Origin of the sequence: Citrobacter sp. LUTT5, from assembly GCF_009905315.1 — a bacterium.
GTDB lineage: Bacteria > Pseudomonadota > Gammaproteobacteria > Enterobacterales > Enterobacteriaceae > Citrobacter > Citrobacter freundii.
In genome coordinates, this window is record NZ_CP047606.1 from 82875 (window position 1) to 106933 (window position 24059).

General features: G+C 51.5%; 24 protein-coding genes. 11 read left to right on the plus strand and 13 right to left on the minus strand.

Going from position 1 to position 24059, the window contains the following annotated elements:
- Window positions 1-22: 22 nt before the first annotated feature.
- Window positions 23-1414 (minus strand): xanthine/proton symporter XanP, encoded by a 1392-nt coding sequence (xanP, locus tag GUC46_RS00405; RefSeq protein ID WP_130715295.1) that lies wholly within the window; start codon window positions 1412-1414, stop codon window positions 23-25.
- A 225-nt stretch (window positions 1415-1639) separates the two neighbouring features.
- Here xanP and gltS point away from each other — a divergent pair, with 225 nt between their 5' ends.
- Entirely contained in the window at window positions 1640-2845 is a 1206-nt protein-coding gene (gltS, locus tag GUC46_RS00410) for a sodium/glutamate symporter (RefSeq protein ID WP_003024029.1), read from the plus strand.
- 42 nt (window positions 2846-2887) lie between these two features.
- Here the strand turns inward: gltS and recG are convergent, their stop codons facing one another.
- Genes recG through gmk form a run of 5 tightly spaced genes read right to left on the minus strand, consistent with a single transcriptional unit; the run spans window position 2888 to window position 8761 of the window.
- Window positions 2888-4969: an ATP-dependent DNA helicase RecG gene (recG, locus tag GUC46_RS00415; protein ID WP_003837591.1), complete on the minus strand. Its 2082-nt coding sequence runs from the start codon at window positions 4967-4969 to the stop codon at window positions 2888-2890.
- 5 nt (window positions 4970-4974) lie between these two features.
- Window positions 4975-5664, minus strand: a complete 690-nt coding sequence (gene trmH / locus GUC46_RS00420; RefSeq protein WP_003837594.1) for a tRNA (guanosine(18)-2'-O)-methyltransferase TrmH — start codon at window positions 5662-5664, stop codon at window positions 4975-4977.
- Window positions 5665-5674: 10 nt separating this feature from the next.
- Window positions 5675-7789 (minus strand): bifunctional GTP diphosphokinase/guanosine-3',5'-bis pyrophosphate 3'-pyrophosphohydrolase, encoded by a 2115-nt coding sequence (gene spoT / locus GUC46_RS00425; protein WP_003024038.1) that lies wholly within the window; start codon window positions 7787-7789, stop codon window positions 5675-5677.
- Window positions 7790-7807: 18 nt separating this feature from the next.
- Window positions 7808-8083, minus strand: coding sequence for a DNA-directed RNA polymerase subunit omega (gene rpoZ, locus GUC46_RS00430; RefSeq protein WP_000135058.1), 276 nt, complete (start codon window positions 8081-8083; stop codon window positions 7808-7810).
- Window positions 8084-8137: 54 nt separating this feature from the next.
- Window positions 8138-8761, minus strand: coding sequence for a guanylate kinase (gene gmk / locus GUC46_RS00435; protein WP_003024042.1), 624 nt, complete (start codon window positions 8759-8761; stop codon window positions 8138-8140).
- 261 nt (window positions 8762-9022) lie between these two features.
- Here gmk and ligB point away from each other — a divergent pair, with 261 nt between their 5' ends.
- Complete coding sequence (ligB, locus tag GUC46_RS00440) at window positions 9023-10702, plus strand: NAD-dependent DNA ligase LigB (protein WP_130715293.1); 1680 nt, start codon at window positions 9023-9025, stop codon at window positions 10700-10702.
- On the opposite strand, the gene GUC46_RS00445 is transcribed toward ligB, so the two are convergent.
- The gene (locus GUC46_RS00445) at window positions 10699-11316 is read right to left on the minus strand and encodes a trimeric intracellular cation channel family protein (RefSeq protein ID WP_003024049.1); all 618 of its coding nucleotides are present in this window, start codon (window positions 11314-11316) and stop codon (window positions 10699-10701) included. The two genes, ligB and GUC46_RS00445, sit on opposite strands and share 4 nt — an antisense overlap.
- A gap of 259 nt (window positions 11317-11575) precedes the next feature.
- Window positions 11576-12439 carry a YicC/YloC family endoribonuclease gene (locus tag GUC46_RS00450; protein WP_003024052.1) on the minus strand — a complete coding sequence of 288 codons (864 nt, stop codon included), beginning with the start codon at window positions 12437-12439 and terminating at the stop codon, window positions 11576-11578.
- A 125-nt stretch (window positions 12440-12564) separates the two neighbouring features.
- On the opposite strand from GUC46_RS00450, the gene rph reads away from it, so the two are divergent.
- Both rph and pyrE read left to right on the plus strand, forming a co-directional pair.
- Window positions 12565-13281, plus strand: a complete 717-nt coding sequence (gene rph / locus GUC46_RS00455; RefSeq protein WP_003024054.1) for a ribonuclease PH — start codon at window positions 12565-12567, stop codon at window positions 13279-13281.
- Window positions 13282-13346: 65 nt separating this feature from the next.
- Entirely contained in the window at window positions 13347-13988 is a 642-nt protein-coding gene (pyrE, locus tag GUC46_RS00460) for an orotate phosphoribosyltransferase (protein WP_003024058.1), read from the plus strand.
- Window positions 13989-14070: 82 nt separating this feature from the next.
- On the opposite strand, the gene slmA is transcribed toward pyrE, so the two are convergent.
- The 3 genes from slmA to coaBC all read right to left on the minus strand — a co-directional run bounded on the left by slmA (window position 14071) and on the right by coaBC (window position 16440).
- The gene (gene slmA, locus GUC46_RS00465) at window positions 14071-14667 is read right to left on the minus strand and encodes a nucleoid occlusion factor SlmA (protein ID WP_003024060.1); all 597 of its coding nucleotides are present in this window, start codon (window positions 14665-14667) and stop codon (window positions 14071-14073) included.
- Window positions 14668-14783: 116 nt separating this feature from the next.
- Window positions 14784-15242 carry a dUTP diphosphatase gene (gene dut / locus GUC46_RS00470; protein ID WP_006687626.1) on the minus strand — a complete coding sequence of 153 codons (459 nt, stop codon included), beginning with the start codon at window positions 15240-15242 and terminating at the stop codon, window positions 14784-14786.
- Window positions 15220-16440, minus strand: a complete 1221-nt coding sequence (coaBC, locus tag GUC46_RS00475; protein ID WP_088903385.1) for a bifunctional phosphopantothenoylcysteine decarboxylase/phosphopantothenate--cysteine ligase CoaBC — start codon at window positions 16438-16440, stop codon at window positions 15220-15222. The genes dut and coaBC overlap by 23 nt, the downstream gene beginning before the upstream one ends.
- 171 nt (window positions 16441-16611) lie before the next feature.
- On the opposite strand from coaBC, the gene radC reads away from it, so the two are divergent.
- The 4 genes from radC (at window position 16612) to mutM (ending at window position 18828) form a co-directional block, all read left to right on the plus strand.
- Window positions 16612-17277: a DNA repair protein RadC gene (gene radC / locus GUC46_RS00480; protein ID WP_003837605.1), complete on the plus strand. Its 666-nt coding sequence runs from the start codon at window positions 16612-16614 to the stop codon at window positions 17275-17277.
- Window positions 17278-17495: 218 nt separating this feature from the next.
- Window positions 17496-17732, plus strand: coding sequence for a 50S ribosomal protein L28 (gene rpmB / locus GUC46_RS00485; protein ID WP_003024071.1), 237 nt, complete (start codon window positions 17496-17498; stop codon window positions 17730-17732).
- Between the two features lie 20 nt (window positions 17733-17752).
- A complete protein-coding gene (rpmG, locus tag GUC46_RS00490; RefSeq protein WP_003024094.1) occupies window positions 17753-17920 on the plus strand; it encodes a 50S ribosomal protein L33 in 168 nt (55 codons plus the stop codon).
- 98 nt (window positions 17921-18018) lie between these two features.
- Window positions 18019-18828 (plus strand): bifunctional DNA-formamidopyrimidine glycosylase/DNA-(apurinic or apyrimidinic site) lyase, encoded by an 810-nt coding sequence (gene mutM, locus GUC46_RS00495; protein WP_003844529.1) that lies wholly within the window; start codon window positions 18019-18021, stop codon window positions 18826-18828.
- Between the two features lie 38 nt (window positions 18829-18866).
- Here the strand turns inward: mutM and coaD are convergent, their stop codons facing one another.
- Both coaD and waaA read right to left on the minus strand, forming a co-directional pair.
- Entirely contained in the window at window positions 18867-19346 is a 480-nt protein-coding gene (gene coaD / locus GUC46_RS00500) for a pantetheine-phosphate adenylyltransferase (RefSeq protein ID WP_003024099.1), read from the minus strand.
- Window positions 19347-19354: 8 nt separating this feature from the next.
- Complete coding sequence (waaA, locus tag GUC46_RS00505; RefSeq protein ID WP_003837609.1) at window positions 19355-20632, minus strand: lipid IV(A) 3-deoxy-D-manno-octulosonic acid transferase; 1278 nt, start codon at window positions 20630-20632, stop codon at window positions 19355-19357.
- A 423-nt stretch (window positions 20633-21055) separates the two neighbouring features.
- Here waaA and GUC46_RS00510 point away from each other — a divergent pair, with 423 nt between their 5' ends.
- The 3 genes from GUC46_RS00510 to GUC46_RS00520 are packed head-to-tail and all read left to right on the plus strand — an operon-like array spanning window position 21056 to window position 24020.
- Window positions 21056-22180: a glycosyltransferase family 4 protein gene (locus GUC46_RS00510; RefSeq protein WP_088902946.1), complete on the plus strand. Its 1125-nt coding sequence runs from the start codon at window positions 21056-21058 to the stop codon at window positions 22178-22180.
- Window positions 22173-22970 (plus strand): lipopolysaccharide core heptose(I) kinase RfaP, encoded by a 798-nt coding sequence (gene rfaP / locus GUC46_RS00515; RefSeq protein WP_088902947.1) that lies wholly within the window; start codon window positions 22173-22175, stop codon window positions 22968-22970. Before GUC46_RS00510 ends, rfaP begins: the two co-directional genes overlap by 8 nt.
- Window positions 22971-23000: 30 nt before the next feature.
- A complete protein-coding gene (locus GUC46_RS00520; protein ID WP_044714178.1) occupies window positions 23001-24020 on the plus strand; it encodes a glycosyltransferase in 1020 nt (339 codons plus the stop codon).
- Window positions 24021-24059: the final 39 nt, after the last annotated feature.

The following is a 24059-nucleotide window of genomic DNA, read 5'->3' on the forward strand; positions in this document are numbered from 1 at the left end:
CAGAATCAACGCCGTAGTTTGCTTATTGCTTTTCTGGTGGGAACACCAGGTTCAGAACGATAGCGGTAATACCGCCTGCGGCAATGCCGGAAGAGAGCAGGTTTTTCACCCAGTCCGGGGCGAACTGCAGGATCAACGGCTGCTGGGAGACGCCCAGGCCGACGGCCAGCGACAGCGCGATAATCAGAATCGCGCGGCGGTTCAGTGGCTCGCGGGACACAATACGCACGCCGGATGCGGCGATAGTACCGAACATTACCAGCGTTGCCCCGCCCAGTACTGGCTCAGGAATATGCTGTACAAAACCGCTAACCGCCGGGAACAGGCCCAGCGCGATCAACATCAACGCCACCACAAAACCGACGTAGCGGCTGGCAACGCCCGTTAACTGAATAACCCCGTTGTTCTGTCCAAAACAGGAGTTCGGGAAGGTGTTGAACACAGCGGAAACAAACGAGTTCAGACCGTTCGCCAGCACGCCGCCTTTCAGGCGTTTCATATACAGCGGACCAGAAACCGGCTGCTCGGAGACATCAGAGGTGGCCGTAATATCGCCGATGGTTTCCAGCGAGGTGATCATAAAGACCAGCATCAGCGGCAGCAGTAAACTCCAGTCGATACCCAGGCCATAATACAGCGGCGTTGGCACCATTAGCAGGTCCTGACTTACCGGTGCGGTATTTTGCGGCAGCATGTCCATAAACCAGGCCAGCAGATAGCCTGCCGCCATCGCAATCACCAATGACGCAACACGCAGGTAAGGGTTGCGTTGACGGTTAAGCAGGATGATTAGCGCCAGTACCACGCCTGCCAACAGTAAATTCTTCGGTGCACCAAAGGTGTTGTCGCTCATTGCGGCATAGCCACCACCAATCGATGTCAGACCCACCTGAATCAGCGACAGGCCGATAATCATCACCACCACGCCTGAGACCAATGGGGTAATGATCCGCCGCGCCAAATGCAGTACGCGTGAGATAACCATCTCGGTGCAGCTTGCCAGCATCAACGTACCGAACAGCGCCGCCATCATGGTTGGGACATCTGCGCCACCGGTTTTTAGCGCCGTACCGCCCATAATCAGTGGCGCAACAAAGTTAAAGCTGGTGCCCTGAATGGATAGCAGCCCTGAGCCTACCGGCCCCCAGGCTTTGATCTGAATGATAGAAGCTACGCCGGAGGCGAACAGCGACATACTGATAATGTGTTGAGTATCCTGAGCCGGTAAACCAAGCGCCTGGCAAATTAACAGAGCGGGAGTAATTACCGCGACGAACATGGCCAGCAGATGCTGACAGGCGGCAAACAAGGTCTGGGCTAACGGGGGGCGATCTTCAAGACGGTAAATCAGTTCACTGTTGTGAGTCTGCACAACCGGTTGCGCATTTGTTGACTCTACGGCGTTAACGGACATCAGAGGCAATCCCATGGTGGAAAAGCGGTGATTTTATCTGACCAGGGCAGAAAAGCAAACGTTTGCTAGCAGGTGTTCTTAATATTTAAAACGGATAAACAAACATTTTTATATAACTTTTCATCATTTTCTGCTTAAAATCCACCCCGAAAACTCAATAAGAGCTAAAAATCGGTCTGGAATGCATCGTGCGTGATTGTGCTAAACGCACTAATGGAGCTGTAAATGTTTTATCTCGATACGTTATCAACGCTGGTTGCGGCAACCCTTGTGTTGCTGCTGGGACGTAAGCTCGTCCAGTCTGTTTCCTTCCTGAAAAAATACACCATTCCCGAACCCGTAGCGGGCGGCCTGCTGGTGGCGATTGCGCTGCTGGTGCTGAAAAAAAGCATGGGTTGGGAAGTTAACTTCGATATGACCCTGCGCGATCCGTTGATGCTGGCCTTCTTCGCCACTATCGGTCTGAACGCCAATATCGCAAGTTTGCGTGCTGGCGGCCGCGTGGTGGGTATTTTTCTGATTGTGGTTGTTGGCCTGTTGCTGATGCAAAACGCCATCGGTATTGGTATGGCGACCCTGCTGGGTCTGGACCCGCTGATGGGCCTGATTGCTGGCTCGATCACCCTCTCTGGTGGACACGGAACCGGGGCCGCATGGAGCAAGCTGTTTATTGAACGTTACGGCTTCACCAATGCGACTGAAGTGGCGATGGCTTGCGCAACGTTTGGTCTGGTATTGGGTGGGCTGATTGGCGGCCCGGTGGCACGCTATCTGGTCAAACACTCCACCACGCCAGACGGTATGCCGGACGATCAGGCTGTGCCGACCGCATTTGAAAAGCCGGACGTCGGACGCATGATCACCTCACTGGTGCTGATTGAAACCATCGCGCTGATCGCTATCTGTCTGACGGTGGGGAAAATCGTTGCGCAAATGCTGGTTGGAACGGTACTGGAACTGCCGACCTTCGTTTGCGTGCTGTTTGTTGGGGTGATCCTCAGCAATGGTCTGGCGCTACTGGGCTTCTACCGGGTGTTCGAACGTGCGGTTTCTGTGCTGGGTAACGTTAGCCTGTCGCTGTTCCTGGCGATGGCGCTGATGAGCCTGAAGCTATGGGAACTGGCTTCTCTGGCCTTGCCGATGCTGGCAATTCTGGTTGTGCAGACCATTTTCATGGCGCTGTATGCGATATTCGTTACCTGGCGCATGATGGGTAAGAACTACGATGCCGCTGTGCTGGCTGCTGGTCACTGCGGTTTTGGCCTCGGCGCGACGCCGACGGCGATTGCCAACATGCAGGCGATTACCGAACGCTTTGGGCCATCCCATATGGCGTTTCTGGTGGTGCCGATGGTGGGGGCATTCTTTATCGATATCGTCAACGCGCTGGTGATTAAGCTGTATCTGCTGTTACCGATTTTTGCGCAATAACGGCTGTGCGGCGGGGTAACATCCGCCGCCGCTATGAATCGACTATGCGTTGGAGTAGCGTTCGGTTTCCGGCATCCAGCGCTCTATTAGCGCCACGGCCTGTTGCGGATAGCGTTCGTGAATATGGCGAGCAATGCGCTGAACTTCCGGGATAATCGCCTGATCACGCAGTAAATCTGCGACCTTGAATTCTGCCGTTCCGGTCTGGCGAGTACCTAACAGCTCGCCGGGGCCGCGAATCTCTAAATCTTTTTGCGCAATCACGAACCCGTCGTTGCTGTCTCGCAGAACCTGCAAGCGTTTCTGCGCGGTTTTAGACAGCGGTGATTTGTACAGCAGGACGCAGTGGGAGGCCACCGCACCACGACCTACGCGGCCACGTAGCTGATGCAGCTGGGCCAGGCCCAGGCGCTCCGGGTTTTCAATAATCATCAGGCTGGCGTTTGGCACGTCCACGCCCACTTCAATCACTGTGGTGGCAACCAACAGATGCAGTTCACCCTGCTTAAAGGCCGCCATTACTGACTGCTTCTCGGCGGGCTTCATACGGCCGTGTACCAGGCCAATATTGAGTTCTGGCAGCGCAATCTTAAGCTCTTCCCACGTTGCTTCTGCTGCCTGAGCTTCTAACAGATCAGACTCTTCAATCAGCGTACAGACCCAGTATGCCTGGCGCGCTTCGTGGGTACAGGCGTTGCGCACGCGATCAATAATATCGCTGCGGCGGGTATCCGGAATGGCGACCGTGGTGACCGGGGTACGTCCCGGTGGGAGTTCATCAATTACTGAGGTGTCGAGATCGGCATAGGCGGTCATCGCCAGCGTGCGCGGGATTGGCGTGGCAGTCATGATTAGCTGGTGCGGGTGGAAACCCTGCTGCTGACCTTTTTCCCACAGCGCCAGACGCTGATGCACCCCGAAGCGGTGCTGTTCGTCGATGATAACCAGTGCCAGACCGTTGAACTGAACCTGTTCCTGGAAAATTGCATGAGTACCGACAATCATCTGCACCTGACCGCTGGCGATGGCTTCCTGTTGCGCCAGACGCGCTTTGCCTTTCTGCTTGCCCGCCAGCCAGCCCACTTCAACGCCCAGCGGCGCGAACCAGCTGCGGAAGTTATTCGCATGTTGTTCAGCCAATAATTCGGTGGGGGCCATCAGCGCAACCTGCTTACCATGTGCGATAGCGCGCAGCGCGGCTAACGCCGCAACCAGCGTTTTACCGGAGCCGACATCACCCTGTACCAGGCGCATCATTGGGACATCCAGTGCCATATCACGTTCGATCTCAGCGGTAACGCGAGCCTGTGCGCCAGTCGGTTTAAATGGTAGCGCCGCCAACAGCTTATCTTTCAGCGCATTGTTTGCGCTCAGCGGCTGGGCATGAAAACGCTGTGCCCCGGCGCGTAGTGCCAGCATGCTGAGATTATGCGCCAGCAGTTCTTCGAGAATCAGGCGTCGTTGCGCCGGATGTTGTCCTGTTTCCAGATCGCTGAGTTGCAGCGACGGTGGGGGGCGGTGCAACGTGCGCAGTGCTTCGGGCAGGCTCATCATGCCCTGTAACAGTTCTGGCGGTAGCAGTTCGGCAATGGCGCAAGTATCGAGCAGATCCAGTGCCTGATCGGTCAGCTTGCGCAGCGTGGCCTGCTTCACGCCCTCGGTAGTCGGATAAACAGGGGTCAGCGTTTCCTGTAATTCCGGCGTGCTGAGATCGCCCTGCACACGGTATTCCGGGTGGATCATCTCTGCACCGTATTTCCCGCGTTTGGCTTCACCGTAGGCCAGCACCCGGCGACCGGTGGCGAGGCTGTTTTTCATTGCTGCGCTGAAGTTGAAAAAGCGCATGGTGAGAATGCCGGAGCCATCGCTGATCTGACAGGTCATCATCCGGCGGCCACCGAAGGTGATATTGCAGTTCAGCACTTCGCCTTCAACGGTGGCATAGACGCCCGGCAGCAGTTCGCCAATTGGGTACAGATGGGTACGGTCTTCGTAACGCAGGGGGAGGTGTAGCAGGAGGTCCTGTACGGTGTGCAGGCCAATTTTCGCCAGTTTACTGCTTTGCGCTGCGCCAACGCCGGTCAGAGAGTTGAGTGGGATGGCATCCAGTAAACGGCCTTTCATCGCGTTTATCTCGCAGACTGCATAGTGGCCCACCACGTTGCATCGGCTTCAATTTCGCCCTGCGTGTTTACGTGAGGGTAGGGAAGGCCTTTGCGCTTAGCGACATTCGCCAGCACCGGATAACCGCCTTCAAACAGTAAGCGCTGCTGCTCGTCTTGTGGCAGCATGCTGTTTTCTCGTCGGTACATCCCAGCGTTTTGCCGCTGGCGTTGTGCTTCGTACAGAATCAGCGCGGAGGCGACCGAAACGTTCAGCGACTGCACCATGCCAGTCATGGGAATGATGATGTCCTGATCAGCCAGATCCAACGCTTCCTGAGTGATGCCGGTTTTCTCCTGGCCCATCAGGATGCAGGTGGGGCGTGTGTAATCAATCTCGCGAAAATCCACGGCTTTATCTGACAGATGAGTTGCCAGAACCTGCATGCCGCGGTTTTTTAAATGTGTGACCGCATCGCCAATAGTAAGGTGAGTTTTCACCTGCACCCAACTGTTGCTGCCTGCGGCAGAAGAGGCCATGGTGCGCATACGGCTACCCGGCCAGACGGCGTGGACTTCATGCACGCCGACCGCATCTGCAGTACGAATGATAGCGGAAACGTTATGAGGTTTGTGGACCTCTTCCATGCAGACGGTCAGATCGGGCTGACGACGTGCGAGCATTTCGCGGATACGTGCATAGCGCTGTTCATTCATAAAACGTGTTCTAGTTACGGTTACGGGTGACTTTTATCACGTCCGGCATGACGCGGATTTTGCGCATGATATTTGCCAGGTGCACGCGATCGCGAGCGGTCAAGCGAATAAAGGCGCTATAGACGCGACCATCTTTCTCTTCCGTATTCAGGCTTTGAATATTGGAGGTGGTCGTGTTGATTGCCGCCGTCAGGTTCGCCAAAGCACCCTGGTGGTTAAACATATCCACCTTAATCTCGGTGATGAATTCCTGCTCTGTTTCTTTATCCCATTCCACCGCCATAAACTTCTCTGGCTCTTTCTGGTAGCCACGAATATTACGGCAGGACTCATGGTGAATCACCAGACCTTTACCCGGACTGACGTGGGCAATGATGGGATCGCCTGGAATTGGACGGCAGCATTTCGCGAAGGTGATCAGCACGCCGTCTGCACCTTTGATCGGCAGATGACCATGACCAGATTGTGCCGGTACGTTCGCTGTTGCTTCGCCCTGCTGGAGGTTTTTCGCTACCACCACGCTCATGGCATTACCCAGACCGATTTCTGCGAGCAGATCGTCAAGAGTGGCGAGCTTCATGCGCTCAAGCTCACGCTGGATGCTCTCTGGCGGGATCTCAGCCAGTTTACGGCTACCGCCCAGGGCATGGTTGAGCAGTCGACGGCCCAGACTGACGGAATCATCGCGCTTGAGGTTTTTCAGCAGTTGGCGAATCTTGGCGCGCGCTTTCGAACTGACGACGAAGTTGAGCCACGCGGCATTCGGGCGCGCACCCGGGGCGGTAATAATCTCAACTGTCTGACCGCTAAAGAGCGGTTGTGAAAGCGGGTAAGGCTGTCTGTCGACGCGCGCGCCGACGCAAGCGTGACCGATATCGGTATGCACGGCGTAGGCGAAGTCGACAGGCGTTGCACCGGCGGGCAGTTCGACAATGCGCCCTTCCGGTGTGAAAACATAAATCTCATCCGGGAAGAGATCAGATTTAACGCTTTCAATAAATTCAAACGAGCTACCGGCGCTCTGCTGCAGTTCCAGCAGGCTTTGCATCCAGCGTTGAGCGCGGATTTGCGCAGTGGTGCTGCTTTCGCCGCCGTGCTCTTTGTAAGCCCAGTGCGCTGCGACACCCATCTCTGCCATCTGGTCCATGTCTTCAGTACGAATCTGTACTTCAACCGGGACGCCATGAGGGCCGATCATTGAGGTGTGCAAAGACTGATATCCGTTCGCTTTTGGGATGGCAATATAGTCTTTCACGCGGCCAGGACGTGGTTTGTACAGGCTGTGCATCTGGCCGAGTACGCGATAGCAGGTATCGGAATCATGAACGATGACGCGAAATGCGTAGATATCCATGATGGAGTGAAAACGCTGCTCTTTGAGCACCATTTTGCAGTAAATAGAGTACAGGTGCTTCTCACGCCCGCTTACGCGACACGGAATACCTGCCTCCTGCAAACGCCCTTCGATTTCCGAGAGGATTTTTTGGATCATCTCTTTGCGGTTGCCGCGAGCGGCTTTAACCACTTCTTTAATCACGCGATAGCGGTTCGGGTACAGCGCTTCAAAACCCAGCTCTTCCAGCTCGGTTTTAATGTGATGAATACCTAAACGGTGTGCCAGCGGACTATAGATTTCGAGGGTTTCACGGGCGATGCGGCGACGCTTGTCCGGGCGTAATGAGCCCAGCGTGCGCATATTGTGGGTACGGTCGGCAAGTTTGATGAGAATGACGCGGATATCCTGCACCATCGCCATAATCATCTTGCGAAAGTTTTCGGCTTGCGCCTCTTTCTTATCGCGAAACTTAAGCTTATCAAGCTTCGATACCCCTTCTACCAGCTCTGCAACGCTTTTACCAAAAAGCTGTTCCATGTCCTGATAGGTGGCTGGGGTATCTTCAATCACGTCATGCAGCAGCGCAGCCATCAGCGTTTCGTAGTCGAGTTTCATCTCGGCCAGAATGCAGGCTACCGCTACCGGGTGCGTGATATAGGGTTCACCGCTTGAACGTGTCTGGCCCTCGTGAGCGTCACGTGCAACGAGATACGCCTGCCGAAGACGCTTAATCTGGTCTTCCGGCAGGTAGTTTTGAATCAGTTGATTCAGGCTTTCAAACAGATACAAGGGCGACCCGCTTTGTGATTAACGACGACCTTCAGCAATAGCGGTAACGGCTTGTAATTCAGCGGCTTCCTGCTCTTGCTGTTCCTGGCGCTCACGCACGTCGAGGATCTGGTTGTTGATCAGACCTTCTTCGATTTCGCGCAGCGCGATAACGGTAGTTTTATCGTTTTCTTCCGGTACGAGCGGATCCTTTCCGCCTACCTGCATCTGACGAGCGCGACGCGCGGCGACCAGTACCAGGTCAAAACGGTTACCAATTTTCTCTACAGCGTCCTGAACAGTTACGCGTGCCATACTTAAAATGCTCCACAGGTGAAGAAATGACTGGGCATGATACTGAATGTGGGTTCAGTCTGCCAACAGTTTGCTGATTAAAGCGTCATGACGCTGCTTTTGGCGGCTCATGCGCAGACGTTCGGCGCGAATGATGGTTTTCAAATCGCCCAGGGCGGTATCGAAATCATCGTTCACAATAAGATAATCATATTCGGCGTAATGGCTCATTTCTGCAACAGCTTGCGCCATACGTTTTGCGATCACGTCTTCGCTATCCTGACCGCGGCCACGCAGACGGCGGTCCAGCTCAATCTTAGATGGCGGCAAAATAAAAATACTGCGCGCATGCGGCATTTTTTCGCGAATTTGCTGCGCACCTTGCCAGTCGATATCTAAAAAGACGTCTACGCCGGATGCTAATACTTGCTCAATGGTTTCACGTGAGGTGCCGTAGTAATTACCGAAAACCTCCGCGTGTTCCAGGAACGCGTCTCTGCCAATCATGGTTCTGAATTCATCATGGTTCACAAAAAAATAGTGTTCACCGTGCACTTCCCCCGGGCGCGGTGCGCGCGTGGTGTGCGAAACAGAAACCTGGGTGTCATACAACGGTTGGGTCTTTAATAAAGCCTGAATCAGGCTGGATTTACCCGCGCCACTGGGGGCAGAAACAATATAAAGCGTGCCTTGAGCCATGAGTATCTTAATGTATGTGATTGTCGAAAGAGAGCCTACATACGGGCTTATTATACACGTAGCCGCTATGTGACGTAGCCCTTGTCACACTTTTTGCGCATGTTTATTGCGTTTTGCGTATCAGTTTCCTGTTTTATCGATGATTTGCAGCAATACGCGCAAATGTCAGGAACGGTGCTCGCAGGATGCTTTTTTGCCGCTCTGTTTCCCTATTATTTCGCGCTATACCTGCCAGGAAATGCAGTGCTCAGCGGAGGTAACATGGGATTATGGAAAGGCATAGGGCTGGTTTTGCTAATGGGGTATCTACCCGCATGGGCGGTATGCCCCGTCTGGTCACCTGCCAGGGCAAACGAGGAAATTTCACGACTACAGCAGCAGATAACACAGTGGAATGACAGTTACTGGAAACAGGGTGAAAGTGCCGTAGATGACGGCGTTTATGACCAGCTCAATGCGCAACTAATTCAATGGCAGCGCTGTTTTGGTGATGAAGTTCCACCAGATCTGTCTGCGCCACCAATGGGTGGCACAGTATCGCACCCCATTCCCCACACGGGTGTTCGAAAACTTGCCGATAAGCAAGCGCTACAGCAATGGATGCACGCGCGCAGCGATCTCTGGGTGCAACCGAAGGTGGATGGCGTGGCAGTGACGTTAGTCTATCGCAATGGCAATCTGGTACGGGCGATTAGCCGTGGTAATGGCCTGAAAGGCGAAGACTGGACGCAAAAGGTTCTTCAGATCCCTTCCGTACCACATTCCACCAAGGGGAATCTCGCTAACAGTACGTTGCAGGGTGAGATTTTTTTGCAGCAAGAGGGGCATATTCAGAAGCAGAGAGGGGGAATGAACGCCCGCTCGAAGGTTGCTGGATTGATGATGCGCCAGAGCAATCAGGAATTATTAGGCTCGCTGGCTATTTTTATCTGGGCCTGGCCCGATGGTCCTGCGGTCATGTCTGAAAGACTGGAGCAGCTCACTGCTGCCGGGTTCAGTTTCACGCAACATTTTACCAAGGCCGTGAAGAGTGCGGATGACGTAGAGCAAGTGCGAGCAAAGTGGTGGACTTCAGGATTACCTTTTGTCACTGATGGCGTGGTCGTGCGAACAGGAAAAGAGCCGCAGGCGCGATACTGGCTACCCGGACAGGGAGACTGGCTGGCTGCGTGGAAATATCCTCCCGTGGCCAGGGTATCTGAGGTAACCGGTATTCAGTTCTCCGTTGGTAAAAGCGGGAAAATTGCGGTGGTAGCATTGCTGACTCCCGTCATGCTGGATGATAAACGCGTACAGCGCGTCAATATTGGCTCCGTTCGACGCTGGAATGAATGGGATATCGCGCCTGGCGATCAGATTCTGGTGAGCCTGGCCGGACAAGGGATCCCCCGTATAGATGAGGTGGTCTGGCGCAGTACCCAGCGTAGTAAGCCAGTGCCACCTGAGGGGCGCTTCAATTCATTAACCTGTTTTTATGCCACAGCGGAGTGCCAGGAACAGTTTGTTGCCAGACTGGTCTGGCTGGGGGCCAAAGAGGTGCTGGGGCTGGAGGGCATCGGCGAGGCGGGATGGCGGGAGCTCCACCAGGTGTATCGTTTTGAGCATATCTTTTCCTGGCTCGGGCTAACTCAGGAACAACTACAGTCCACATTTGGTGTAAGCAAAGGGGAGAAGTTATGGCATCAATTCAACCTGTCACGCGATCTTCCGTTCACGCGCTGGGTGATTGCCATGGGAATACCGTTAACACAGGCAACGCTGAATGCCTGCCGGGATGGTTCGTGGCAGCAATTGCAAGAACGCGATGAACAAAGCTGGCGGCAGCTTCCTTTCATGGGGGAGCAGCGGGCACGGCAGGTTATTCAGTGGCTGGAGGATCGAGAGGTCACAGCGCTGAGCAACTGGTTAGCTGCTCAGCGGATCGCGGGCTTTATGCCTTAATGGCCTTCATGGCGATAGTAAAATACTGGCAGACCTAACTTCAGGCGCAGCGCCAGTAGTCGGGCGGTAAAGCCGAAGAGCAGGGTAGAGATAACCACCACATCATGACTGGAGACATAATGCTGCAGCACGATGTACAGCACGGCAGCGGCAAATGATACACCGGCATACAGTTCTTTCTGGAACACCAGCGGGATGCGTTTGCAGAACATATCGCGTAATACGCCGCCGAAAACCCCGGTAGTGACCGCAGCGACCACGGCGATAATCGGTCCATGGCCCATATCCAGTGCCACCTGAGCCCCGATAATAGAAAAGACCACCAGGCCCAGCGCATCCAGTACGAGGAATATTTTGCGCAGATAGGGCATCACGGGAGCAATAATAGTGGTCAGTACCGCGGCAGTGGCTACGATAATGACGTATTCAGGGTGCTTTACCCAGCCGAGCGGATAATGGCCGAGAAGAATATCGCGTACTGAACCACCGCCAATGGCTGTCGCGGTGGCAATGATAATGACGCCAAATGTATCCATACGACGACGCCCAGCCGCAAGCGCACCGGTCATGGCTTCGGCAGTAATACCAATTAAGTATAAAACGTGTAACAGCATGTATTCCCCCTGATTTGCTGGGGGCTAAGGTTAACGATTTGTGCGCACTGTCACGATTGAGATTTTCTAAGGCGAAGTGATTCTAATAACTACAGCTAATGCGAAATTGTTGTAAACACGTTATGGCATGCGCTTTGTGATATGAGTGGTGACAATAAATGATGAGAAAATATAAGTCTGATCGCATAGATGAGAACTGATAGCGTCGGGAAAAGCACGTAGCGCCGCCGTTTATTGACGGGCTACGTGAGATGGTGACTTACTCGATATTCTGAATTTGCTCGCGCATTTGCTCGATCAATACCTTCAGTTCAATTGCGGAGTTAGTCACTTCGGCATTGATAGACTTCGATGCCAGAGTATTCGACTCACGGTTGAATTCCTGCATCATGAAGTCCAGACGACGGCCAACCGCCTCTTTTTTCTTCAGAATGTTGTAGGTTTCTTTGACGTGAGCTTCCAGGCGATCCAGTTCTTCAGCCACGTCGATACGCTGTGCCATCAGCACCAGCTCTTGCTCAAGACGATTATTTTCCAGTTGCACCTGAGCATCTTCCAGTTTGGCTACCAGACGCTCGCGCTGCCATTGCAGGATTTCCGGCATATGCGCACGTACCTTCGTTACTTCGGCGCTGACGCCTTCCAGACGCTGCTCGATCAACGCCTTCAGTGCCTGTCCTTCGGTTTCACGCGCAACGATAAAGTCATCCAGCGTACCGTCAAGCGCGGCGAGGATTTCGGCGGCAATGGCGTCCAGATCTTGCTCCTGGGCTGCCATTACGCCTGGCCAACGCAGGATATCAACCGGGTTAATTTCACCTTCATCACTCTGCATTTTGACCCAGTTAGCAGCGCTAACGAGCTGTTTAGCGAGTTTTTCATTCAGAATCAGCTCGCCTTGTGCACTGGCATCAGGCTCAAAACGCAGCGTACATTCGACTTTACCGCGCGTCAGACGCGTGCGGATACGTTCGCGAACTACGGGTTCGAGACTACGGAACTGCTCCGGCAGGCGAAAATAAGTTTCCAGATAACGCTGGTTTACCGAGCGCATTTCCCAGGTAGCGCTACCCCATTCACCCTTGATTTCACGCCGGGCGTAGGCGGTCATGCTGCGGATCATAGACGTTCCTGTTTTTAAAGATGAGATGGGAGGATTATAGCCATCCACGTCTTGTCAGGATAGGAATAACAGTCGGAAGTCCGTATAATGCGCAGCCACATTCGTTTCAAGCCGGAGATTTTATCATGCGTCCAGCAGGTCGTAGTGCCAATCAGGTGCGTCCCGTCACCCTGACCCGTAATTATACAAAACACGCTGAAGGCTCCGTGCTGGTCGAATTTGGTGATACCAAAGTGCTATGTACCGCTTCTATTGATGAAGGCGTACCGCGTTTTCTGAAAGGTCAGGGCCAGGGTTGGATCACCGCAGAATACGGCATGCTGCCACGCGCCACACACACCCGTAACGCCCGTGAAGCGGCGAAAGGTAAGCAGGGCGGTCGTACCATGGAAATCCAGCGTCTGATCGCTCGCGCGTTGCGCGCTGCCGTTGACCTGAAGACGCTCGGTGAGTTCACCATTACGCTGGACTGCGATGTTATCCAGGCAGATGGCGGTACGCGCACCGCATCAATTACCGGTGCATGTGTTGCGTTAGCTGATGCGCTTAACAAGCTGGTCGCGAGCGGTAAACTGAAAACTAACCCGATGAAAGGGATGGTCGCCGCGGTTTCCGTGGGCATTGTTAACGGTGAAGCGCTCTGTGATCTCGAGTACGTTGAAGACTCTGCTGCAGAAACCGATATGAACGTAGTGATGACTGAAGACGGTCGCATTATAGAGGTTCAGGGCACGGCGGAAGGTGAGCCATTCAGCCATGAAGAACTTCTCACCCTACTGGCGTTGGCCCGAGGGGGAATCGAATCCATTGTAGCGACGCAGAAGGCGGCGTTAGAAAATTGATTTTAAAGGCGACTGATGAGTCGCCTTTTTTTTGTCTGTAATAAAGTGAGATGAGGAGCGAATCCATGAAACCGTATCAGCGCCAGTTTATTGAGTTTGCGCTTAGCAAGCAGGTACTAAAGTTTGGCGAGTTTACGCTGAAATCCGGGCGTAAAAGCCCCTATTTCTTCAACGCCGGACTGTTTAATACCGGGCGCGACCTGGCTCTGTTAGGCCGTTTTTACGCCGAAGCGCTGGTGGATTCCGGTATTGAGTTCGATTTGCTGTTTGGCCCAGCGTACAAAGGTATTCCGATTGCGACTACAACGGCCGTTGCGCTGGCTGAACACCACGATAAAGATTTGCCGTACTGCTTTAACCGTAAAGAGGCGAAGACCCACGGTGAAGGTGGCAATCTGGTCGGTAGCGCACTTGAGGGGCGCGTGATGCTGGTGGATGATGTTATCACCGCAGGTACGGCGATTCGTGAGTCGATGGAAATTATCCAGGCGAATGGCGCCACTCTAGCGGGGGTACTGATTTCTCTCGATCGTCAGGAACGCGGTCGCGGCGAGATTTCCGCTATTCAGGAAGTGGAACGTGATTACGGTTGCAAAGTGATCTCTATTATCACCCTGAAAGACCTGATTGCGTATCTGGAAGAGAAACCGGAGATGGCGGAGCACCTGGCGGCAGTACGAGCCTATCGCGAAGCATACGGTGTATAAGGACAGCCGGATAGCGCTGCGCTGATCCGGCCTACGCACTTACCGGGCCTACGGTTTACGTAGGCCGGACAAGACGAAATCGCTACTGCAATTGAGCGGCAACCAACGGCCAGCGGGTGTCAAAATCATCCGTTGGGCGGTATTTAAATTCGCTACGTACAAACCGGGATAGCATACCTTCGCAGAAAGCCAGTAACTGGCTGGCCAGAAGCGTTTCATCCACGGTGTAGCCTTCACCTTCACGCATTCTTTTTTCTCGCAGAACCTGGCGCAACTGCGCTTCAATGCGCTCAAAAAGTTGGTTAATGCGACCTTGCAGACGGTCTTGCTCGAACATCAACGCGTGTCCGGTCAGAATTCGCGTCAGGCCCGGATTACGCTCACCAAACCCTAAAATCAGCAGAACGATCAGACGCAGACGCGCGCTGGTGTCCTTTTCATCTTTCAAAATCAGATTGATACGCGTAATCAGACTATCTTCGATAAACTCAATCAGGCTATCGAACATACGGGTCTTGCTGGGGAAATGGCGATACAATGCCGCTTCGGATACGCCAACTGAGGCTGCCAGCTTTGCTGTGGTGATGCGTTGGCTACCATCGCTGGACTCAAGCATCAGTGCCAGAGACTGAAGTATTTCTTCGCGACGATTCCTTTTCGCAGTTTGCTTTTCTACCATGTTACAAAATACCCCTGAAAATAAGCTCTTGCCAGGCAGGCATCCACACAGCGACCGCAAACTGTTGTTTGCGGTGTGTTATTGCGTTATTACGCTATGGGATTCTTTTCTGCGGGTTACTTGCGCCCGGAATGGCCGAAGCCACCTTCGCCACGATCGGTGGCTTCAAACTCTTCCACCAGATTAAATTCAGCCTGCACGACCGGTACAAATACCATCTGCGCGATACGTTCGCCCGGCTCAATAGTGAAGCTGTCCTGACCACGGTTCCAGATGGACACCATCAGTTGGCCCTGGTAGTCGGAATCAATCAAACCAACCAGATTGCCCAGCACGATACCGTGCTTATGGCCCAATCCGGAGCGCGGGAGCATCACCGCTGCCAGAGAAGGATCGGCAATGTGGATAGCTAACCCGGTTGGCACCAGCGTTGTTGCGCCCGGTGCCAGTTCTACGGCGTCATCAAGACAAGCACGCAGGTCAAGTCCGGCAGAACCAGAAGTGGCGTACGTCGGGAGCGGAAATTGTTGCCCAACGCGCGGGTCCAGAATCTTAACGTCGATTTTTTTCATCATAACGGGTCACGATCTCGTCGAGTAATAATTGGCCCAGGAGTTCTTTACGCTCAAGCGGTAAGACTTTGTCTCCATCCTGCCAAAAAAGGTGTAATGCGTTGCTATCGCTGTTAAACCCTTGAGTTGACAGCGAAACGTCGTTCGCACAGATCACATCAAGGTTTTTGCGGATGCGTTTTTGCCGGGCATATTCTTCCACATTATTTGTTTCGGCGGCAAACCCAACGACAAAAGGACGGTTAGCATCCAGTGCGGCAACACCGGCGATAATGTCCGGGTTTTTGACCATTTTTACTGTTAATTCATCACCCTGCGTCGCTTGTTTTTTTATTTTTTCGTGGGCGACGGTTTCAGCGCGATAATCAGCGACTGCAGCGCAGCCGATAAAAATATGCTGTTGTTGCACTGCAGACTGCACAACGGCTTCCATTTCCAACGCGGTCATCACATCAACCCGCTGAACAAATGGTGGTGTGGATAACGAAACCGGACCCGATACTAGTGTGACGTTTGCCCCGCGCTTTGCTGCAGCGGCCGCGATAGCAAATCCCATCTTCCCGGAGCTATGGTTGGAAATATAACGCACGGGATCAAGCGGTTCACGCGTCGGACCCGCCGTAATCATGATGTTGAGATGTTGCAGATCGTTGACAGGCGAAAAATGTTCTGCCGCCATATCCACAATCGTTAACGGATCCAGCATACGTCCAGGACCGACATCGCCACATGCCTGGCTACCGCTATCTGGGCCCCAAATGAGCAAACCGCGTGAGGCAAGAATACCCAGATTGTGCTGGGTCGCGGCTGCGCGATACATCTGCTGGTTCATGGCTGGCAGTACAGCAACAGAAGCAGGTGTTGCCAGACAAATCGTTGACACCAGGTCGTTGGCCATACCTGCGGCGACACGAGCAATCAGGTCTGCTGTAGCGGGCGCCAGGATGACCAAATCGGCCCATTTTCCCAGCTCAATGTGGCCCATCGCAGCTTCGGCTGCGGGATCAAGCAGGCTGTCGGAAACGGGATAACCTGAAACTGCCTGTAAACTCAGGGGAGTAATAAATGCTTTTGCCGCTTCGGTCATCGCCACGCGGACGTCAGCGCCGCGTTCCCGTAAACGACGCACCAGCTCAGGGGTCTTGTACGCAGCAATACCGCCACTGACGCCAAGTACGATTTTTTTACCGGCCAGGCTCATCATGATCTTTCCTGTTGGGTTTCACCAGAAGGCGGATATTTTATCACAATCCGCAATTTGTCGTGCTTTTGACCGTCTTCTACTTTGCGAGGCACTACGAAGAAGTGAAAACAGCGCGTCGATTCACCGTCGGTGTTATGCCACTATGCGGACGCGAAAGGAGGGAAAAGTATGGACAATACAGGAAGTATGATGCCCAGGGAAAAGCTGTTGGCACAGGGGGCCAGTTCGCTGACCGATGTTGAGTTACTGGCGCTTTTTTTACGTACCGGCATTCAGGGTAAAGATGTGCTTACGCTAGCGAAAGAGATGCTTCAGCATTTTGAGTCGTTGTATGGCTTGTTGTCTGCTGATTACATGGATTTTAGCTATGTTCCGGGAATCGGTATCGCGAAGTATGCACAGTTGAAGGGTATTGCGGAGCTGGCAAGACGCTACTACAACGTGCGAGTGATAGAGGAGCGTGCTTTACTTAGCCCGGAAATGGCGCGTGAATTTCTGCAAAGCCAGCTCTCGCAAGAGGAACGCGAGATCTTTCTGGTGATCTTTATGGATTCTCAACATCAAGTGATTAAACACAGCAAACTTTTTTCCGGGACACTAAGCCACGTCGAGGTACATCCGCGAGAAATTGTCCGCGAAGCGATAAAAATGAATGCTTCCGCCGTGATCCTTGCGCATAATCACCCTTCGGGGTGTGCAGAGCCGAGTAAAGCAGATAAACTCATCACCGAGCGTGTTGTGAAATGCTGTCAGTTCATGGATATCCGGGTGCTTGATCATCTGGTCATTGGGCGCGGAGAGTACGTTTCTTTTGCGGAACGCGGTTGGATTTAACGCACTTTACGCGATCCATCGGGATCTTTGTCTGTTCGGGACTTGAGCATAACGCCGGGTCAGCGTATACTACGCCACCTTTGAGAATCTCGGGTTTGGCATTTGGGCCTGGCAATCGAGAGTTCACTTAGAACTATGCGATGACCGGGCTGTAAAGCCTGACGAGGCGCCGATACCCCATACGAAGCTCGAGCTAATTTGATTTTTGGAGAATAGACATGTCCCGAGTCTGCCAAGTTACTGGCAAGCGTCCGGTGACCGGTAACAACCGTTCCCACGCACTGAACGCGACTAAACGCCGTTTCCTGCCGAACCTGCACTCTCACCGTTTTTGGGTTGAGAGCGAGAAGCGTTTTGTCACCCTGCGTGTATCTGCTAAAGGTATGCGTGTAATTGATAAGAAAGGCATCGAAACAGTTCTGTCTGAACTGCGTGCCCGTGGCGAAAAGTACTAAGTACTAAGAGGAAATAAATCATGGCTAAAGGTATTCGTGAGAAAATCAAGCTGGTTTCTTCTGCTGGTACTGGTCATTTCTATACCACTACGAAGAACAAACGTACTAAGCCGGAAAAACTGGAACTGAAAAAATTCGATCCAGTTGTACGCCAGCACGTACTGTACAAAGAAGCTAAAATCAAATAATTTTAGTTTCGATGTAGCAAAAAACCTCGCCTCGGCGGGGTTTTTTGTTTTCTGGCCGTCCCCATATTAATGAGACCTGATACACCGCCGGAGATACTATGCCTGAATTACCTGAAGTCGAAACCAGTCGCCGTGGGATTGAGCCGCATCTGGTGGGGGCAACGATTATGCACGCGACTGTGCGTAACGGTCGTTTGCGTTGGCCGGTATCAGAGGAAATTTATCGCCTGAGCGATAAACCTGTCCTGAGCGTACAGCGGCGCGCAAAATACCTGCTTCTGGAGCTGCCGGATGGCTGGGTAATCATTCATCTGGGGATGTCGGGTAGTTTGCGTATCCTTCCTGAAGAGCTTCCGGCAGATAAGCACGACCACGTTGACTTAGTGATGAGCAATGGCAAAGTTCTGCGTTATACCGACCCCCGTCGCTTTGGTGCCTGGCTGTGGACTAAAGAGCTGGATGGACATAATGTCCTCGCCCATCTTGGCCCTGAGCCGCTGAGTGACGATTTCAACGCCGGTTATCTACAGCAGAAATGTGCAAAGAAGAAAACGGCGATTAAACCCTGGCTGATGGATAACAAGCTGGTGGTGGGGGTGGGAAACATCTATGCCAGCGAGTCGCTGTTTGCGGCTGGTATCCATCCTGACCGTCTGGCATCATCGCTGTCGAAAGATGAGTGTGAACTGCTGGTACGCGTTATCAAGGCGGTTTTGCTGCGTTCTATCGAGCAGGGCGGGACGACGCTGAAGGACTTTCTGCAAAGTGACGGTAAGCCGGGCTATTTTGCCCAGGAGCTGCAGGTCTATGGGAGAGAAGGTGAACCTTGCCGCGCATGTGGCGCACCGATTGTTGCGACAAAACACGCCCAGCGTACAACGTTCTATTGCCGTCGCTGTCAGAAATAGTGTCATTGCTGGCCGGATGCAGCATCCGGCCAGGCACATTACTTTAACTTACTCATTAACGCCTGATGGACGTTTTCCGGCAGAAAGTGCGTCACATCACCCTGATGGCGGGCGACTTCTTTCACCAGTGACGATGAGATAAATGACCACTCTTTAGACGGCATCAGAAAGACGCTTTCCAGTTGCGGCATTAGGTGGCGGTTCATGTGCGCCAGCTGCATTTCATACTCAAAATCTGCTACCGCGCGTAGGCCTCGGATCAGAATGTTAGCCTGATTATCACGGGCAAAATTTGCCATTAAGTCGCTGAATCCCAGAACTTCCACATTGCCGAGATGCGCCGTTGCCTGTTGCGCCAGCTCGACGCGCTCTTCAAGGGTAAACATCGGTTTTTTACTGGGACTTGCGGCAATCGCCAGGATCACGTGATCGAACATGCTGGTCGCACGCGTCACGATATCAAGATGGCCGTTAGTTATGGGATCAAAGGTTCCTGGATAAATCGCCCGTTTTTGCATGGCTTGCCTCAATGCGTTTTGGGTGGCAGATAAGGTTCCAGCAGCTGCAGCAGACGCTGTAACGCGCCCTGATTTTGATACAGAACTTCAACTGCGTGACGGCCATAAAAATTACGATAATCTGCATCGGTCAGTAAAGAAGATACTTCTTTTACCAGCGTAGGTGCGTCGGTGACGGTGATCAATCCGCTTGCCTGTTCGAGGCGGGCGCAAATATCTTTAAAATTAAACGTATGTGGTCCCATCAGCACTGGAATAGCATGTGCCGCGGCTTCCAGTGGATTGTGCCCACCACGTTCAACCAGTGAACCGCCGACAAAAGCAAGGTCGGCAATGCCATACAGCAACATCAGCTCACCCATGGTATCGCCGATCACAACCTGAGTGCCTGAGGACGGAACTTCACCCGAAGAACGGGTGGTATAACTTAGCCCTGCCTGGCGTACGAGGTTAATTGCATCCGGGAACCGTTCAGGATGTCTGGGAACCAGAATTAGTAAAAGATTCGGGAACTGATTTAATAACGCCTGATGGGCGGCAATGATGATGCTTTCTTCGCCGTCGTGGGTGCTGGTTGCAATCCATACCGGACGGTGAGGAGCCCATTGACGACGTAATGTCACCGCTTTTGCGGCCAGTTGTGGCGTGACGGATATATCAAACTTCAGGCTGCCAGTAACGGTGACCTGATTGCTTCTGGCGCCAAGCGTAATAAAACGTGCGCCATCTTCTTCGTTTTGTGCGGCAATTAACGTAATTCGACGCAGTAGTCTGCCAACAAATTTACCTAATTTCGCATAGCCAGCGGCTGAACGAGCAGAAAGACGTGCGTTGGCAATGACCAGAGGAATGTGACGCTTATGGAGTGCCGCGATCAGATTTGGCCACAGCTCGGTTTCCATAATTAACACCAGTTTGGGGTCAACTTTATTCAGAAAACGGTTCAGGGCATCCGGTAAATCGTAAGGCAGATAAATATGCTGAACATCAGTGCCAAAAGCAGATTGTACGCGCTCGGAACCGGTTGGCGTCATGGTGGTGACCGTGATCGGCAAGTCGGGATAACGGTGGCGCAGAGCGCGAACTAATGGGATTGCAGCCAGCGTTTCGCCCACAGAAACCGAATGAAGCATGATCCCGCCGGGTTTTAGCGGGCGGCGATAAAAGCCGTAGCGTTCGCCCCAGCGTTTACGGTAGGCCGGAGCCTTACGTCCGCGCACCCAAAGCCGTATCCAGATCAAAGGCTGAATAAGGTAGAAAAGGGCGGTGTAAAGCAATTCGAGCATAATGGTAGCTGACTTATGAATGTGCTGGGGATTCTATGTATTTAACTATGGCTTTACCATCATTTTTATCCAGGTTGTATCAAAACGATGGAATTGGTGGGGAACTGATTTCGCTGATGGCTATTTCAAAAATGCACATGGCCGCATTTATATGCTTAACCTCTTGTGCGGTGTGCGTTTCCTGATGAACTGGTGTCTTATTTATCTGTATGTTTTTAATGGTTTATTTTGTTTTTTGTTTAAAAAATATTCATTTCGGAATGCTTGATAATAAATGATATACTACTGCGCAATTTCAGGTAGCTAGCGGGCAGAAACGTTTCGAAAGCACAGAAAGTCATCTTTGGATGCTTTAGGCAAGGATTACACGATTCTGATGCTTCAAACCTGATATGCCTGGCGACGCGATGCGGATATTAATGCATGAATATTGCTTTTTGTTTGTACAAGTATTTTCCCTATGGTGGGTTACAGCGTGATTTCTTGCGGGTAGCGCTGACGGTTGCTTCTCGTGGTCATCATGTTCAGGTATTTACCCAGTCATGGCAGGGCGAGCGTCCGGAAGGGCTGGAGATTATACTCGTCCCCGTTACATCCAGAACGAATCATGGGAAAAACGAGCAATATTATCAGTGGGTTCAGAATTATTTAACTCAACATCCCGTCGATCGTATCGTTGGTTTTAATAAAATGCCTGGCCTGGATGTGTATTACGCTGCGGACGTTTGCTATGCGGAAAAGGTTGCCCGCGAGAAAGGCTTTTTCTACAAATTGACGCGCAGGTACCGACACTACTCTGCATTTGAAAAAGCCGTATTTCAGCAGGGTGTCGGCACTACGCTTTTGATGTTAACCGATAAACAAATTGGTGACTTCAAGCATCATTACCAAACTGAGAGCCAGCGCTTTCGTATTCTGCCTCCAGGAATCTACCCTGACAGAAAGTACAGCCAGCAACCTGAAAACAGCCGGCTGATTGTTAGAGAAAAAAATGGTATTGGTCTCGATCAGTTCTTGCTCTTACAGGTAGGTTCCGATTTCAAACGCAAAGGCGTGCCAAGAACATTACAGGCGTTGGCTTCTTTGCCTGATGTCATTCGCCACCGCACACGATTGATGGTTGTTGGTCAGGATAAGGCCGATCGCTATCGCGCTCAGGCTCGTCAATTGGGGGTTGAAGAACAAGTGCAGTTCTTCTCGGGGCGGGACGATGTCGCAGAATTGATGTCTGCTGCTGATTTATTACTTCACCCAGCTGTACAGGAAGCCGCCGGTATTGTCTTGCTAGAAGCTGTAGTTGCCGGACTGCCGGTATTAACTACCGAAGTTTGCGGCTATGCGGGTTATATCAACGCCGCCCAATGTGGGGTGGTGATTCCTGAACCTTTTGAGCAGGAAAATCTGAATACAGCACTTTTCGATGCGCTGCAAAATAATGAGCAGAGAAGTCGTTGGGCCGGGAACGCACGGCATTTTGCTGATACAAAAGATCTCTACAGCCTGGCAGATAAAGCTGCAGATATCATTTTAGGTCCTAAGAATGATTGAATTAAAAGAACCATTTGCCACGCAGTGGCAAGGAAAAGACCCGTTTACTGAAGTCGCTAAGCTGAACGGTGAGGTTTTTCGCGCCCTGGAAACACGACGTACCCTACGTTTTGAGATGATGGGTAAGGGTTATTTTCTTAAATATCATCATGGAACCACGCTTAAAGAAGTGGTGAAGAATCTTATATCTTTACGTATGCCTGTACTGGGCGCAGACCGGGAGTGGCTGGCAATTCATCGCTTACAGGAACTGAGTGTTGACACCATGACCGGCGTGGCATTTGGGCAGAAAGGACTGAATCCGTTAGAGCGCACCTCATTTATCATCACTGAAGATCTCTCTCCTGCTATCAGCCTTGAAGATTTTTGTGCAAGGTGGAAAGTTGAGCCCCCTGATTTTGTATTAAAACGGACCATTATTACCCGCGTGGCAGAAATGGTGGGTAAAATGCATCGGGGGGGAGTAAATCATCGGGATTGCTATATTTGCCATTTTTTACTCCAACAACCGATGCCAGAAAATATTGCGGATATCAAACTCTCCGTAATCGATTTGCATCGTGCACAAATTCGTCAGCATGTGCCACGCCGCTGGCGGGATAAGGATCTGATTGGACTCTATTTCTCTTCACTTGAGATCGGGTTGACGTCCAGAGATATCTACCGTTTTTTACGTGTCTATTTTTCGAAGCCACTACGTGAAATCTTTCGTCAGGAAGTCAGGTTGTTTGAACAGGCTGTCACAAAAGCGCAAAAAATAAGACAAAGAACAATTAGAAAAGCGCTATAAATAACACATGAAGTTTGAGGCCATTTTATTATGAACATTGATTTCCAGAAGCTAATCATTCAAAAACATGTTATCGACAGCTCCTCGCATGACAAGAGTAAAAAATTAAGTGTTGCGTATGGTGTCGATCGTAATTTTTTGTTTGGTTCTGGCATTTCTATGACATCAGTATTAGTGAATAATCCTGATATTGATATCCACTTTTATATAGCAACAGACTATATAGATGATGATTATCTGGAATGCGTAAAACGCCTGACGCAGATGTACAGTACGACAGTCACTGTCCTTGTGTTCGATAACGCTGCATTTCGTGAGTTGCCGAGTACAAAAGCATGGACTTATGCAATGTACTATCGTTATTTCGCATTTGAATATTTAAGCACAGAGTTAAGCTCCGTACTGTATCTTGATGCAGATGTTATTTGCAAAGGCTCTCTTCGCGAGCTTACCGAGATTAACTTCTGTGGGGAATATGCTGCTGTTATCAATGATATTGATGAAGTGCGTATTAAATCCGGTAACAGACTCGGTATTCCTGAATTGAGTAACGGTTACTTTAATTCCGGTGTGGTATTTGCGAATCTTCAAGTTTGGCGTGAGCAGCAGTTATTGACAAAGGCATTTTCTATCTTAGATAAACGCCAAAAGGAACTTCTGTATTTTGACCAGGATGTTCTGAATATATTGTTTGTCGGTAATGTCATTTTCCTGAGGCGAGATTTTAACTGCATTTATGGTGTTGATCAGGAACTGAAAAATAAAAATGATAAAATTTACAAGGATTATATTACAGATGATACTGTATTAATACATTATGTCGGTGTTACTAAGCCATGGCATACATGGGCTAAATATCCGGTGGCTAAATTCTTCATTGATGCCTATAAAAAATCCGCATGGGCGGAAAAATCCTTGTTAAATGCAAACACAGCAAAACTGTATAAACGTAAATCACGACATGAAAGAGTGCAGCGTAAATATATTCGTTCGATACTTAGTCATGTGATGTATATAAAAAACAAACTACATAGTGCACGGTCTCATTAGTATTTAGATGTGCAGATAATTTTCAGATAGCATATAAAA